This window comes from Mesorhizobium sp. CU3, assembly GCF_006442965.1.
GTDB lineage: Bacteria > Pseudomonadota > Alphaproteobacteria > Rhizobiales > Rhizobiaceae > Mesorhizobium.
In genome coordinates, this window is the sequence record NZ_VFWX01000005.1 from 134,886 (window position 1) to 149,114 (window position 14,229).

A 14,229-nucleotide genomic window follows, 5' to 3' on the forward strand; every position below is an offset into this window, starting at 1 on the left:
GTTGGCAGATCAAGGGAGGATCATGATGCGATCGGAAGATTTCCGGGCTGACATTTCGCGGCCGTTCACGGGCGCCGAATATCTGGCGAGCCTGCGCGACGGGCGCGAGGTCTATATCAACGGCGAGCGGGTGGCGGACGTCACCAATCATCCGGCCATGCGCAATTCGGCGCGTTCGTTGGCCCGCCTCTACGACGCCCTGCACGACCCTAACCAGCAGCCGGTGCTCACTTCGGCGACCGACACCGGCTCGGGCGGCTATACGCACAAATATTTCCGCGTCGCCCGCTCCGCCGCCGAGCTTGCCCAGCAGCAGACCGCGATCGCCGACTGGTCGCGCATGTCTTATGGCTGGATGGGGCGCACGCCCGACTACAAGGCGGCGCTGATGAACACGCTCGGCGCCAACGCCGAATGGTACGGCCCGTTCAAGGACAATGCTCTGGCCTGGCACAAGCGTGCGCAGGAAGCGGTGCTGTTCATGAACCACGCCATCGTCAATCCGCCGATCGACCGCCACAAGCCGGCCGAGCAGGTGAAGGACGTCTTCGTGCACATCACCAAGGAGAATGACGCCGGCATCTGGGTGTCGGGCGCCAAGGTGGTGGCGACGTCGTCGGCGCTCACCCACTATAATTTCCTGGCGCAAAGCTCGGCTACGGTCACCGAGGACCCGTCACTGTCGGTGATGTTCATCGTGCCGATGAACGCGCCGGGCATTAAGATGTTCTGCCGCGTCTCCTACGAGCAGACCGCCAACACGGTCGGCCAGCCCTTCGACTATCCGCTGTCGTCGCGCTTCGACGAGAACGACGCGATCCTGGTGCTCGACAATGTCTTCATCCCCTGGGAAGACGTGCTGGTACTGCGCGATGCGCAGAAAATCCTGTCCTTCCATCCGGCGTCGGGCTTCATGCACGGCTATTGCTTCCAGGGCTGCACGCGCTTTGCCGTAAAACTCGACTTCCTTGCCGGCCTGCTCGCCAAGGCGTTGCGCGCCACCGGCGGCGATGCCTTCCGCGGCAACCAGGCGGCACTCGGCGAGGTGATTGCGCTGCGCCACATGTTCTGGAGCTTTTCCAACGCGATGGCGCACAATCCGATTCCCTGGGCCAATGGCGCGGTGCTGCCCAATCTCGAGGCGGCGCTCGCCTACCGCACCTTCATGTCGGAGGCCTATCCGCGCGTCATCGACACCGTGCGTCGGGTAATCGCCTCGGGGCTCATCTATCTGCCCTCCTCGGCGCGCGATTTCGACAATCCGGAGATCGACCGCTACCTCGCGCAATATGTGCGCGGCTCCAACGACATGGGCCATGTCGAGCGCATCAAGATCATGAAATTGTTGTGGGACGCTACGGGTACCGAATTCGGCGGCCGTCACGCGCTCTACGAGCTCAACTATGCCGGCGCGCCGGAAGAGGTGCGGCTGCAAGTGCTGAAAGGCGCGGAGCGCGGCGGCCGGCTGAAGCAGATGGAGGAACTGGTCGACCAATGCATGGCCGACTATGACGAGAAGGGCTGGACCGGCGACACCTGGCTGCCGCCGCTCTCCGTCCAGGCCAACTGAGCGAGGCCGGCCATGGAAGCGGCCATGACAGCGCAAGTCGCGAGGCTGGAATTCCGCGAGGCGATGGCGCGAGTCTGCGCGCCGGTCAACATCGTCACCACCGACGGTCCGGCCGGACGCGGCGGCTTCACCGCGACCGCCATGTGCAGCGTGTCCGACGATCCGCCGACGCTGCTTGTGTGCATGAACGAGCGCTCGGCGCAGACCTCGATGTTCCTCGCCAACCAGCGTTTTTGCGTCAATGTGCTGACACAGTCGCATATGCATCTGGCCGCGAAATTCGCCGGCGCGATCCGCGACATGGCCGAGCGCTATCAGGCGGCGCGCTGGCAGACCATGCCGTCCGGTATGCCGGCCCTGCTCGATGCCATCGTCAGCTTCGACTGCGAGATCGGCGCTGTGAACAAGGTCGGCACGCACAACGTGATGTTCGGCCGCGTCGTCGACATCCGCCATGGCAGCGACGAGGCGGCGCTGCTCTATGTCGGGCGAAACTACATGCAGCCGAGCGCGCTTGGCAGTTTCGGCGGGTAGGGTCAGCCTTCCGCCGATTCCGACTGGATGAGGCTCTCCAGCATATCCAGCAGACGCTCGTGCTCCACGGCGCCGTAGCGCTTCTCGATCGCCTCGTAGATGGCGGCGCGCTCTGGCGAGAGCTCCTCGATCAGCGCCACGCCGCTGGGGCTGATCGCGAGCAAGGCGCGGCGGCCATCATCCTTGACCTTGTTGCGGGAGATGAACTCGCGCTCCTCCATCGCCTTGATGATGCGGGTAAGGCTCGGCGGCAGGATCGAGGCGCGGTTGGCGAGTTCGGTGGCTTCCAGCGGTCCGCTCTCGGCAAGCACGCGCAGCACGCGCCATTGCTGCTCGGTGATGTCGTGGCGGGCAAGCATCGGCCGGAAATGCGCCATGATCACTTCGCGGGCGCGAAGCAGAGCCATCGGCAGGGAGCGGCGCGTGCTGGGCGGTAGCAAAATCAGGTCTCCGAAAAATCCAATTCAGTACGACTCGCTGCAAATATTAACACTTGGTTCGCAGCTATATCCGCGATTTTGCCGAGAGCGGCAATCCCACCGGCGACGGCTGCGTCGACACAGAGAACGACGCTTGACATTCGGTCGTCAAGATGTAATTCACATGTTAACTACAAGATCGGCGATGCCGGCGGAGGAAACCTTGCCCCATATGGCAATCGAATATTCGGCGAATCTCGACCCGAAAGTCGACATGGCCGAGCTTTGCACGCTGGTGTCGCGCACCATCCTCGAAACCGGCCTGTTCGAGCCGGGCGCGGTCAGAGTGCGCGCCTTCCGGGCCGAAGCTTATGCGATTGCCGACCGTCTGTCTGAGAACGGTTTCATCGACATGAATTTCCGCATCGGCAAGGGCCGTAGCGCGGCAGAAAAGAAGAGCGCCGGCGAAGCGATCTTCGCGGCAGTGACCGATCATCTGGCAACGCTGTTTGCGACGCCGCATTTCGCGCTGTCGCTTGAGATCCGCGAGATCGACGCCGAGCTGAGCTGGAAGAAGAACGCCATCCACCCGCGCCTGCGTAGCAAGTGAGCGCGCGGGGAGTGATTGGCAGCAGAAGACAGGAAGGACCCATGGCGACACTGGATGACAATCTGCGCAAGGCCGAGGCCTATCTCGAGCGTTTCAGGAATCATGGTGTGCTCAACCAGATCGGCGGCGAGGCTGTGCCTGCCGCGGACGGCTCGACATATGAGACCATCTCGCCGATCGACCTGAAGCCTATCGCCACGGTGGCGCGCGGCAAGCCTGCCGACATCGACCGCGCCGCCAAGGCGGCGAAGGCGGCTTTCAAGGAATGGGCGGCGATCTCCGGTGATGCCCGCAAGAAGGTGCTGCATAGAATCGCCGACGCCATCGTCGCGCGCGCCGAGGAGATCGCCTTCGTCGAATGCATGGACACCGGCCAATCGCTGAAATTCATGGCCAAGGCCGCATTGCGCGGCGCGGAGAACTTCCGCTTCTATGCCGACCGCGCGCCGGAAGCCCGCGACGGCCGCACGATCCGCGCGCCGAACCAGGTCAACATGACGACGCGCGTGCCGATCGGTCCGGTCGGCGTCATCACGCCATGGAACACGCCTTTCATGCTGTCGACCTGGAAGATCGCACCGGCTTTGGCCGCCGGCTGCACGATCGTCCACAAGCCAGCGGAATTGTCGCCGCTCACGGCGCGCTTGCTGGTGGAAATTGCCGAGGAGGCCGGTCTGCCCAAGGGCGTGTGGAACCTGGTCAACGGCTTCGGCGAGGATGCCGGGCGGGCGCTGACCGAGCACCCCGATATCAAGGCGATCGGCTTCGTCGGCGAGAGCCGCACCGGCTCGATGATCATGAAGCAAGGTGCGGAGACGCTAAAGCGCGTGCATTTCGAACTCGGCGGCAAGAACCCGGTCATCGTCTTCGCCGACGCCGACCTGGAGCGCGCCGCGGATGCCGCCGTCTTCATGATCTATTCGCTGAACGGCGAGCGTTGCACCTCGTCGTCGAGGCTCCTGGTGGAGGAAGGCGTCTATGACAAGTTCACCGCCCTGGTGGCGGAGAAGGCCAAGCGCATCAAGATAGGCCATCCGCTCGACCCCGAAACGGTCGTCGGTCCGCTGATCCATCCAGTACATGAGGAGAAGGTTCTCTCCTACATCGACATAGGCAAGTCCGAAGGCGCGGTGGTCGCCGCCGGCGGCGGCAAGTTCGCCGGTCCTGGCGGCGGCTGCTATGTCAGCCCGACATTGTTCACCGGCGCCACCAACAAGATGCGCATCGCCCAGGAAGAGATTTTCGGGCCGGTGCTGACGGCGATCCCGTTCAAGGACGAGGCCGAGGCGCTGGCTCTCGCCAACGACACGCAATATGGCCTCACCGGCTATCTCTGGACCTCCGACGTCACCCGTTCGTTCCGCTTCACCGACGCGCTGGACGCCGGCATGATCTGGGTGAATTCCGAGAACGTACGCCATCTGCCGACGCCGTTCGGCGGCGTGAAGAGCTCGGGCATCGGCCGTGACGGCGGCGATTGGTCGTTCGATTTCTACATGGAAACCAAGAACATCGCGTTCGCCACGGCGCCGCACGCGATCCAGAAGCTCGGCGGCTGACCGGAGATATCTAGATGCCCCTGCCCAAATCCAATCTCTACCCTGCCTTCAACATCGTGCGGCTCTCCCATGTCGAGCTCGCCGTGACCGATCTGGCGAAGTCCCGCGCCTTCTACGTCGATACGCTCGGCCTGCAGGTCACGGACGAAACGAAGGACGCCATCTATCTGCGCGCGCTCGAAGAGCGCGGCCACCATTGCATCGTGCTGCGAAAGGCGGCGACGCCGGAAGCGCGCGAGCTCGGCTTCAAGGTTTTTTCGGACGAAGATCTCGACAAGGCCGAGAATTTCTTCAAGGGCAAGGGCCTGCCGGTGGAATGGGTCGAGCGGCCCTACCAGTCGCGCACATTCCGCACCCGCGACCCCCACGGCATCCCGCTCGAATTCTATTCGAAGATGGAGCGGCTGCCGCCCATCCACCAGAAATACGCTCTGTACAAGGGCGTGAAGCCGCTGCGCATCGACCACTTCAACTGCTTCTCGCCCAATGTCGATGAAGCGGTCGCCTTCTACAACGAACTCGGCTTCCGCGTGACCGAGTACACGGAGGACGCGGAGACCGGGAAGCTGTGGGCGGCCTGGACGCACCGCAAGGGCGGCGTGCACGACATCGCCTTCACCAATGGCCTCGGGCCGCGCCTGCACCACGTCGCATTCTGGGTGCCGACGCCGCTCAACATCATCGACCTGCTCGACCTGATGGCGACCACCGGCTGGCTGCCGAACATCGAGCGCGGTCCCGGCCGACACGGCATCTCCAACGCCTTCTTCCTCTACATCCGCGATCCCGACAACCACCGCATCGAGATCTACTGCTCGGACTACCAGACGGTCGATCCGGACCTGGAGCCGATCAAATGGGACCTCAAGGATCCACAGCGCCAGACGCTGTGGGGGGCGCCGGCGCCGAAGAGCTGGTTTGAGGAAGGCAGCTTGTTTGCCGGCATCGAGCCGCGAAAGTCCGATCTGGCCGCTTCGCCGATCGTAGCGCCCTAACCAATACGGAGTTCAAGCATGAGCGCGGCACGCCTCGCCACCTTCACCGTCGGCGGCAAGACGCGCTATGGCGCGATCACCGACAAGGGCGTCGTCGATCTTTCGTCGCGGCACGCCCAATGGCCGACGCTGCGCGAGGTGATCGAGGCCGGCGCGCTGCGCCGGCTAGCCGAGGAAGCGGACGCCTTCGCCGCCGATTTCCGCATCGAGGACATCGCCTACGAGATTCCGATCCCCTCCCCAGAAAAGATCATCTGCGTCGGCGTCAATTTTCCGGACCGCAACGAGGAGTACAAGGACGGTCAGGCGGCGCCTTCGAACCCGTCGCTGTTCATCCGCTTTCCGCGCTCCTTCGTCGGCCATGGCGCGCCGCTGGTGCGGCCGCCGGAATCGCCGCAGCTCGACTATGAGGGTGAGATCGTCATCGTCATCGGCAAGGGCGGCCGCCGCATCGCCGAGGCCGATGCGCTCGGCCATATCGCGGCGCTGTCGCTGTGCAATGAAGGCACCATCCGTGACTGGGTGCGCCATGCCAAGTTCAACGTCACGCAAGGCAAGAATTTCGACCGCACCGGCTCGATCGGCCCTTGGCTGGTGCCGTTCACCGACGAGGCGCAGATTGCCGACATTGCACTGACCACGCGCGTCAACGGCGAGGTGCGCCAGCAGGACCGCACCGGCCGCATGATCTTTTCCTTCCGCAAGATCATCAACTACGTCTCGACCTTCACGACGCTGGCGCCGGGCGATGTGATCGTCACAGGAACGCCAACCGGCGCCGGTGCCCGTTTCGAGCCGCCGATCTGGCTGAAGCCCGGCGATGTGATCGAGGTCGAGGCCGATGGCATCGGCTTGCTGCGCAACGGTGTCGTCGACGAGGAAACTGCCCCATGATGACCGAAAGCCAAGTCGAAGACGCCGCGCAAAGGCTGTTCGAGGCCGAACGCGACCGCCGCCAGATCAGGCTGCTGAGCCTCGATTTCCCTGATGCCACAATGGACGACGCCTACCGCGTCCAGGCAGCGCTGGTGAAACGCAAGGTCGCGTCCGGACTTGCAATCAAGGGTTGGAAGATCGGCCTCACCTCGAAGGCGATGCAGGCGGCGCTCAGCATCGATATCCCGGATTCCGGCGTCCTGTTCGACGACATGTTTTTCGAGGACGGCGGCACTGTGCCGGCCGGTCGCTTCATCCAGCCGCGCATCGAGGCCGAGATCGCCTTCGTCATGAAAGCGCCGCTCGCCGGCGCCGATATCTCGATCGAGAACGTCTTCGATGCCACCGATTACGTCACGCCGGCGCTCGAGATCCTCGACACCCGCATCGAGCGGACGAACAAGGAGACCGGCCGTATCCGCACCTTCTTCGACACGATCTCCGACAATGCCGCCAATGCCGGCATCGTCGTCGGCGGCCGCAAGGCTGATCCGCGCGACGCGGATATGCGCTGGATGGGCGCCATCGTGTCGCGCAGCGGCGAGGTCGAGGAGACCGGGCTCGGCGCCGGCGTGCTTGATCATCCGGCCAAGGGAATCGTCTGGCTCGCCAACCGGCTTCATCAATACGGCATGCGCATCGAGGCCGGGCAGGTGGTTCTATCGGGTTCCTTTATCCGTCCGGTCGAATGCCGGCACGGCGACGAGATCGTCTCGGATTTCGGCCCATACGGAACGATCCGCATCGCCTTTGCCTGATCTTATCGGCTCCCGTTTCCTACTGCGCAAAAGAAAAAGGCCGGGCGCGAAAGCGGCCCGGCCAAGCATGAAGGTCACAACCTTCAGAGGGGAACACCGCCCGGCGCAATGGGAGGAAAACACCGAGCGATGAGCTATATTTGGGGCTGAACCGGTATATTTTCCACGAACAGAATTTCAAAAAATTGCGAAAAGGCGAAAAAATCTCGCTCGCAGGGCGTCAAATCGTCAGCCGGCGGCCGATGCTTTTTCCAACAGATCGGCATAGTGCCGCCGCGCGACGTCGGGATGGGATCTGAGCCGGCTTTTCAGCACATTGGTGCCGACATTGCGGAACAGCGGATTGTCCGGGTCGCTGGCGGGGCCGCGCGCTTCGGCCGCCAATTCCACTGGAAGGTCGAGCAGCGGGATCGTTGCGTCGAGCCGGGCGCTGAAGAAGAACGGCACCGATATGCGTTCGACGCCGGCCGGCGGCGTGACGACGCGGTGCACGGTGGCGCGCAGATAACCGTTCGAGGCCAGCTCTAGCAGTTCGCCGATGTTGACAACCAGCGTTTGCGGGATCGGATCGACATCGACCCAGCTGCCGTCATATTCGACCTGCAGGCCCTTGTTGCGGTCCTGCAAAAGCAGCGTGAGGAAGCCACCATCCTTGTGTGCGCCGACGCCCTGGTCGTCGCCGGTGGCGTCACGGCCGGGATAGCGCACGATCTTCATACGGTGGTTGGGCTCGCCGCGATAAATCGGATCGAAGGCGTCTTCCAGCTGGTCCAGCGACAGCGCAAAGGCTTTGAGCAGCCGGATCGCTACATCGGTCGCCTTGGCCTGCCAGGCAAGCAGCGCGGGCTTCAGATCGGGAAGTGCCGCCGGCCACTGGTTCGGTCCCTGCAGCCGCGTCCAGGCCGGCACGCCTTGTCCCTGAACAATGGTCGGGCGCTCGACGCCGATGTCGAGCTGCTCGCGCCAGTCGGCCTTGCCTCTGGTGAGCTCGCCGCCGGCGCGCGTATAGCCGCGAAACTGCGGTGACTTCGCCATCTCGATGCCAAGCTTGTCCGCCTCCGGCAAGGCGAAGAAGCGGCGCGCGGCATCGAGCACGGCGTCGATCTCGGATTGCGCTATACCGTGGCCCGAGAGGTAGAAGAAGCCGACATCGCGGGCGGCGGTGCGCAGATCGAAAAGAAACGTCCGCAGCTCCGACGGGCCTTGCTCCAGACGATCGAGATCAAGCACCGGGATTATTCTGGGCATGGACAGGCTCCTCTTGGCGAAACTCTCACTTTTCGCAATCCCGGACGGAAAACCGCTGCGCACTTTTCCTGGAATTGCTTTGCAACCCCGCCGCACGATGACACTAGCGTCATTGCGGGTGAAGAAACGCTCGACCAATCTCATTGCAAACGCAGCATGTCGGCGCTCAATTCCCGGCTGTTGCGGCAAATTGCGTTCGCGCCGCCTTGCATGCCTTGCCTCGTCAGCGATGGTCCAGACGCGCTACGAGCCGGTCGCCGACCCACTGGATGCCGCAGACCAGGATGATCAACACAACGACCACGGCGATCATGACGTCGGTCTCGAAACGCTGGTAGCCGTAGCGGATGGCGAGGTCGCCGAGACCACCGGCGCCGATGGCGCCGGCCATGGCGGAAGCGCCGACGAGCGTCACCAGCGTCACCGTGAAGCCGGCGACGATGCCCGGCAGCGCTTCCGGCACCAGCACCTCGCGGATGATCGTCCAGCGATTGCCGCCCATGGCGCGCGCTGCCTCGATCAGGCCGTGATCGACCTCGCGCAGCGACACTTCGGCGATACGGGCATAGTAGGGCGTCGCCGCGATCGACAGCGGCACGATCGCGGCCCATGTGCCGATCGAAGTGCCGACGATCAATCGCGTCACCGGGATCAGCGCCACGAGAAGGATGATGAAGGGCACGGAGCGGAAACCGTTGATCACGGCGGCGAGGATGCGGTTCACCCAAATGTTCTCGGCGATGCCGCCATGATCGGTGGCGACCAGCGCCAGCCCCAGCGGCAGGCCGAAGACGAGCGAGATGAGGCCGGACGCGCCGGTCATCAGCACCGTCTCCCAGATCGAGCGGAGCAGCAGTTCAAACAGGACTTGCGACATGACCGAGCACCTCTACCCGCGCATTGCGGTCTTTCAGGAAAGCGATAATTGCCGCCAGATGCGCGGCATCGGCTCCGGGAACGGCCACGAACAGCGTGCCTACCGGTTGCTGCTGCACATGGTCGATGCCGCCATGCACGAGGCGGAACGGGCCGGGCACGCCGGCGCTCAACTCGGAAAGCAGCGGGCGGCGCGCCGCCTCGCCGGCAACATCGATGCGCAGGATCGTTTCGGTGCCCTCGCCGAGGGTCAGGCGGCTTGCGATCTCCGGCGGCAGTTGCGGCCGGATGCCACCGAGCAGGCTGCGGGTGATGTCCGATTTGGGATCGGCGAAGACTTGCCAGACGGCGCCTTCCTCGACGATGCGGCCGGCATCGATCACCGCGACGCGGTCGGCGATGGAGCGGATCACCTCCATCTCGTGAGTGATAAGCAGGATGGTAAGGCCGAGCCTCGCATTGATGTCCTTGAGCAAGGCCAGGATGGAGCGTGTCGTCTCTGGGTCGAGCGCCGAGGTCGCCTCGTCGGACAAGAGCAGCGCCGGCCGCGCCGCGAGCGCCCTGGCGATGCCGACGCGCTGCTTCTGCCCGCCCGACAGCGAGGCGGGATAGGCTTTCGCCTTTTCCGACAGGCCGACGAGCTGCAGCAATTCCGCCGCGCGCGCCAGGCGCTCGGCGCGCGGCCGGCCCTCGATCTTGAGCGGCAAAGCGACGTTGTCCTCGACGGTCTTGGCCGACAGGAGGTTGAAGTGCTGGAAGACCATGCCGATGCGGCGGCGCAGCGGCTGCAGGTCGCGCTCGCCGAGACGGCCGATCTCGCGTCCCTCGATGAAGACCTCGCCGGAATCCGGCCGCTCCAAGCCGTTCAGGCAGCGGATCAGCGTCGACTTGCCGGCGCCGCTGCGGCCGATGATGCCGAGTATCTCGCCCTTGCGGACATTCAGCGAAACGCCGTCGAGCGCCGGCGTCGCGCCGAAGCGGCGTTTCAGATCGACGAGTCGGACGACATCTTGCGGCGAATCCGCAGCGGCGCGATCCGGCACGGGGTCGGCGATGTCGGCGGTCGTCGCCGTGACATGCTGGTTCATCGAGTGTCCTGCTTCCATCGGTTCCGCAAACGCGTCGGCGGCCCGCTCCGAAGCGGGCCGCCTGTTGCTATCAGTCCCTGCCCGATCAATAGGCGCTGATGCCGGTGCCCTTGTAGACTTTGTCGAACTCGGCCTTCACCGTCTCGTTCTGGTAGGAAGCCACCAGCGTCTTCACCCAGGCCTCGTTCTCATTGCCGGCCTTCACCGCGATGAAGTTGCGGTAGGGATTGTCGGCCACCGGCTCCTGCGCGATGCGGTTTTCCGGGCCGAGGCCGCTCTTCAGCGCCCAGTCGGTGTTGACCACGGCGGCGTCGAGGTCCTCGACCGAGCGGCCGACGATGCCGGCGTCGAGCTCCTTGATCTCGAGCTTTTTCGGGTTGTCGGCAATGTCGGCGGTGGTCGCCAGGATGCCGGTGCCGTCCTTTAGCTTGATCAGGCCGACATTCTGCAGCACGTGCAGCGCCCGGCCCTCATTGGACGGATCGTTGGGCAGGCCGATGACGGCGCCATCGGGCAGGTCGGCGACCTTGGCATGCTTCTTCGAATAGAGGCCGATCGGCCAGACGCCGGTATAGCCGACCGGCACGATGTGATAGCCTTGCGTCTTGATCTGGTTGTCGAGATAGGGCTTGTGCTGGAAGGCGTTGGCGTCGATCTCGCCGCGCTCCAGCGCCTCGTTGGGCTGGGTGTAGTCGTTGAACACGACGGTCTCGATGGTCAGCCCTTTCTTGGCCGCCTCGGCGGTGACGACGCGCCAGACATCCTCGTCCTCGCCGCTGATGATGCCGACCTTGATCGCCTTCTTGTCCTCAGCGAAGGACCGCGACGGCGCGGCAAGGCCGGCAACGACCAAGGTCGTGGCGAGAAGCAGGCCAAGTCCAGCGCGCCTGGTGATTGATGGTACGAGAGAATTCGAAGCGTCGAACATGGTGCGTTCCTTGCAATCCTGAAATCATTGCGGCCCAGCGGGATGCGAAGCCTTGATCTCAGGATCATCAATGCTGCCTCATAGGGCAAAGAAGCGCTTTTCCTCCGACACGGACTGCAGGAAATATTCTCTCAAAGATTTGATGACTTGGAGCACGCTCGGCGGGCAACTGGTCAGAAGGTCTCGACCCAGGGCCTCAGCTCGACCTCGAAGCTCCAGGCGCTGCGCTGCTGGCGATGGACGGCCAGATAGGTTTCGGCGATCGCATCGGGCGACAGATGGCTGTCCGGCCGCTCCGGCGTCCTTGCGGGCGACGCGATCTGTCCGTCGATGATGAAATGCGCGACATGGATGTTCTTCGCCCCGAGCTCGCGCGCCATCGATTGCGCCAGCCCGCGCAGGCCGAATTTCGGCATGGCGAAGCCGGCCGAGCCGGAAAAGCCCTTGAGGCTTGCCGAAGCGCCGGTGAACAGGATCGAGCCGGAGCCGCGGGCAAGCAGGCTACGCGCCGCCTGCTGGCCGACCAGGAAGCCGCCATAGGCGCCGACCAGCAGCGCCTGCTTGACCGCTTCGGGATCGAGCTCGGCGATCGGGCCGCGCGTGCGGCCGCTGGCGTTGAAGACCGCGATCTCGAGTGGGCCGGCCTTGTCCGCCGCCTCGAACAGCCGCTCGACGGAGGCTGCGTCGGAGACATCGGTTTCGACCGCTTGCGCGCCCGTCTCCTTGATCAGAGCCGCGAGCTTGTCGACGTTCCTGGCGGCAAGGACGACGTTAAGACCTTCCCTGGTGAGAAGCCGCGCCAGCGAGGCGCTGAGCCCGGAACCGGCGCCCGCAATCACCGCAACATTGGCCATGAGGTATCCTCCTTGCAAAGGTTCGATCTCGGTCACGCAGGCTCGCGCCTTAGGCGGCAAGAGGCAAGAACGTGGCTGCTCGATTTCCGGCATTTGGCGCAAAAGGCTGCCTCGCCGGGCGCAGCCCGGGACTTGCCTGCCGGACCGATCCGTCCGACACGTGTTTCAACGGCGATTCGAGGACAAGACCATGGAACCAATCTGGGCCGTCGGCCTGATGACCGGCACCGTGCTCGACGGCAATATCGACGTGGCGCTTATCAAGACCGATGGCGAACGCGTCGCCGATACCGGCACCTACACCTTGGCCCCCTACCCGCAAACGATCCGCACGCTTCTGGAAGAGACGCTGCGCCAGGCGCGCGCCTGGAATTTCGAGGGACCCGAACCGGCGATTTTTCGCGAGGCCGAAGAGGCGCTGACGCGCGCGCAGTCGGCGGCGGTCAGGAATCTGGTCGAGAGCCAGGGCATGAGCATGAGCGACATCGGGGTCGTCGGTTTCCACGGCCAGACGGTGCTGCATCGCGCGCCGCAGCCGGGGCGGATCGGCCGCACGCGCCAGCTTGGCGACGGCGAGTTGATGGCTTCGCTGCTCGGGACCAAGGTCGCCTATGATTTCCGCTCGGCCGATGTCGCGGCGGGCGGCCAGGGCGCGCCCTTGGCCGCCGCCTACCATGCGGCGCTGCTCCGGCAAGCCGACGCCAACGGCGACACCGCCGTGCTCAATCTCGGCGGCGTCGGCAACATCACCTGGTGGGACGGCAAGGACAATATCGTCGCCTTCGACACCGGGCCCGCCAATGCGCCGGTCAACGATTTCATCAAGGCCAAAGGCCTCGGCGAAATGGATCGCGACGGCAAGCTGGCCGCCGCCGGCAAGGTCGATGAGGATAGGCTCGCTCGGCTGTTGCAGCATCCCTATTTGACAAAACCCTATCCGAAATCGCTCGACCGCTTCGACTTCACGGCGGCGATGGCCGAAGGGCTGAACGCCGAGGATGGCGCGGCATTGCTGACGGCCTTCACCGTGTCGGCTGTCGGCAAAGCGCTCGACATCTTGCCGCGCCGGCCGAAGCGGCTGGCGGTCAGCGGCGGCGGCCGTCACAATCCGACGATGATGGCGATGCTCAGGCAGCGCGCCGCCGTCGAGGTGGTGCAGGCGGAGACACTTGGCTGGAAGGGCGACGCGGTCGAGGCAGAGTGTTTTGCCTTCCTCGCCGTGCGCGTCTTGCGCGGCCTGCCGATCAGCTTTCCAAGCACCACCGGCGCGCCCGAACCGATGCGCGGCGGCAAGCTTGCTGGGTAGTCTTTGTTTTGCGCAATTCCGGACGGAAAACCGCTTCGCACTTTTCCTGGAATTGCTCTAAGCCAACTTCTTCTGCAGGAAGGTGCGGCTGCGTCCGACCGGAAAATCCGGCAGCGAGCCGAACGGCTCGTAGCCCTGGCGCTCGTAGACCTTCAAGGCGGTGGGATTGAACGTGTCGATCAAGGCGCCATGGCAGCCGCGCCCCATCGCCTCCCGCTCGGCTGCGTCGAGCATATCGGAGGCGATACGCCGGCCGCGCAGCTTTTCATCGACCCACAGCCACTGGACATAAAGCCAGCCCCACGCGGTATAGCCGGAAATGCCGGCGACGATGACGCCACGCTCATTGCGCACGAAGACCACCAGCGGCTTTCGGCCCGACGCGCCGACATCGGCATCGTTGAAAGCAGAGAGGCTTTCGCCCAGGAAAGCCAGGTCCTGGGCCAGGGGTTCGGCGGTGATCTCAAGCGTCGTCTTCATGCGATGTCCAGATCGACTCGGATGTCAGCCTTACCCAGAGACCGGCCGGACAAGCAACCCGACAAGCC

At 64.3% G+C, this 14,229-nt stretch carries 15 protein-coding genes; 8 read left to right on the top strand and 7 right to left on the bottom strand.

Going from position 1 to position 14,229, the window contains the following annotated elements; translation table 11 throughout:
- Window positions 1-25 precede the first annotated feature (25 nt).
- Together FJ988_RS09905 and FJ988_RS09910 are read left to right on the top strand one after the other, a co-directional pair.
- The gene (locus FJ988_RS09905; protein ID WP_140817230.1) at window positions 26-1,570 is read left to right on the top strand and encodes a 4-hydroxyphenylacetate 3-hydroxylase N-terminal domain-containing protein; all 1,545 of its coding nucleotides are present in this window, start codon (window positions 26-28) and stop codon (window positions 1,568-1,570) included.
- Between the two features lie 24 nt (window positions 1,571-1,594).
- A complete protein-coding gene (locus FJ988_RS09910; protein WP_140816956.1) occupies window positions 1,595-2,104 on the top strand; it encodes a flavin reductase in 510 nt (169 codons plus the stop codon).
- A 2-nt stretch (window positions 2,105-2,106) separates the two neighbouring features.
- Here FJ988_RS09910 and hpaR read toward each other — a convergent pair whose 3' ends face one another.
- Window positions 2,107-2,511 carry a homoprotocatechuate degradation operon regulator HpaR gene (gene hpaR / locus FJ988_RS09915; RefSeq protein WP_246688502.1) on the bottom strand — a complete coding sequence of 135 codons (405 nt, stop codon included), beginning with the start codon at window positions 2,509-2,511 and terminating at the stop codon, window positions 2,107-2,109.
- A 235-nt stretch (window positions 2,512-2,746) separates the two neighbouring features.
- Here hpaR and FJ988_RS09920 point away from each other — a divergent pair, with 235 nt between their 5' ends.
- From FJ988_RS09920 to hpaH, 5 genes are read left to right on the top strand one after another with little or no spacing between them, the layout of a single operon-like run.
- Window positions 2,747-3,133 (top strand): 5-carboxymethyl-2-hydroxymuconate Delta-isomerase, encoded by a 387-nt coding sequence (locus FJ988_RS09920; RefSeq protein ID WP_140816960.1) that lies wholly within the window; start codon window positions 2,747-2,749, stop codon window positions 3,131-3,133.
- 41 nt (window positions 3,134-3,174) lie between these two features.
- Window positions 3,175-4,692, top strand: a complete 1,518-nt coding sequence (hpaE, locus tag FJ988_RS09925) for a 5-carboxymethyl-2-hydroxymuconate semialdehyde dehydrogenase (protein WP_140816962.1) — start codon at window positions 3,175-3,177, stop codon at window positions 4,690-4,692.
- Between the two features lie 14 nt (window positions 4,693-4,706).
- Window positions 4,707-5,687 carry a 3,4-dihydroxyphenylacetate 2,3-dioxygenase gene (gene hpaD / locus FJ988_RS09930; protein WP_140816964.1) on the top strand — a complete coding sequence of 327 codons (981 nt, stop codon included), beginning with the start codon at window positions 4,707-4,709 and terminating at the stop codon, window positions 5,685-5,687.
- A gap of 18 nt (window positions 5,688-5,705) precedes the next feature.
- Window positions 5,706-6,581, top strand: coding sequence for a fumarylacetoacetate hydrolase family protein (locus tag FJ988_RS09935; protein ID WP_140816966.1), 876 nt, complete (start codon window positions 5,706-5,708; stop codon window positions 6,579-6,581).
- Window positions 6,578-7,381 carry a 2-oxo-hept-4-ene-1,7-dioate hydratase gene (gene hpaH, locus FJ988_RS09940; RefSeq protein ID WP_181183486.1) on the top strand — a complete coding sequence of 268 codons (804 nt, stop codon included), beginning with the start codon at window positions 6,578-6,580 and terminating at the stop codon, window positions 7,379-7,381. Before FJ988_RS09935 ends, hpaH begins: the two co-directional genes overlap by 4 nt.
- 228 nt (window positions 7,382-7,609) lie before the next feature.
- Here the strand turns inward: hpaH and FJ988_RS09945 are convergent, their stop codons facing one another.
- The 5 genes from FJ988_RS09945 to FJ988_RS09965 all read right to left on the bottom strand — a co-directional run bounded on the left by FJ988_RS09945 (window position 7,610) and on the right by FJ988_RS09965 (window position 12,375).
- Entirely contained in the window at window positions 7,610-8,629 is a 1,020-nt protein-coding gene (locus FJ988_RS09945) for an isopenicillin N synthase family oxygenase (protein ID WP_140816967.1), read from the bottom strand.
- A gap of 223 nt (window positions 8,630-8,852) precedes the next feature.
- Window positions 8,853-9,506 carry a methionine ABC transporter permease gene (locus FJ988_RS09950; RefSeq protein WP_140816968.1) on the bottom strand — a complete coding sequence of 218 codons (654 nt, stop codon included), beginning with the start codon at window positions 9,504-9,506 and terminating at the stop codon, window positions 8,853-8,855.
- Entirely contained in the window at window positions 9,487-10,593 is a 1,107-nt protein-coding gene (locus FJ988_RS09955; RefSeq protein ID WP_140816969.1) for a methionine ABC transporter ATP-binding protein, read from the bottom strand. Before FJ988_RS09955 ends, FJ988_RS09950 begins: the two co-directional genes overlap by 20 nt.
- A gap of 85 nt (window positions 10,594-10,678) precedes the next feature.
- Window positions 10,679-11,521: a MetQ/NlpA family lipoprotein gene (locus FJ988_RS09960; RefSeq protein ID WP_140816970.1), complete on the bottom strand. Its 843-nt coding sequence runs from the start codon at window positions 11,519-11,521 to the stop codon at window positions 10,679-10,681.
- Window positions 11,522-11,694: 173 nt separating this feature from the next.
- Window positions 11,695-12,375, bottom strand: a complete 681-nt coding sequence (locus tag FJ988_RS09965; protein ID WP_140816973.1) for an SDR family NAD(P)-dependent oxidoreductase — start codon at window positions 12,373-12,375, stop codon at window positions 11,695-11,697.
- A gap of 190 nt (window positions 12,376-12,565) precedes the next feature.
- On the opposite strand from FJ988_RS09965, the gene FJ988_RS09970 reads away from it, so the two are divergent.
- Window positions 12,566-13,681 (top strand): anhydro-N-acetylmuramic acid kinase, encoded by a 1,116-nt coding sequence (locus FJ988_RS09970; protein ID WP_140816975.1) that lies wholly within the window; start codon window positions 12,566-12,568, stop codon window positions 13,679-13,681.
- A 57-nt stretch (window positions 13,682-13,738) separates the two neighbouring features.
- Here the strand turns inward: FJ988_RS09970 and FJ988_RS09975 are convergent, their stop codons facing one another.
- Window positions 13,739-14,161 carry an N-acetyltransferase gene (locus tag FJ988_RS09975; protein ID WP_140816977.1) on the bottom strand — a complete coding sequence of 141 codons (423 nt, stop codon included), beginning with the start codon at window positions 14,159-14,161 and terminating at the stop codon, window positions 13,739-13,741.
- Window positions 14,162-14,229 lie beyond the last annotated feature (68 nt).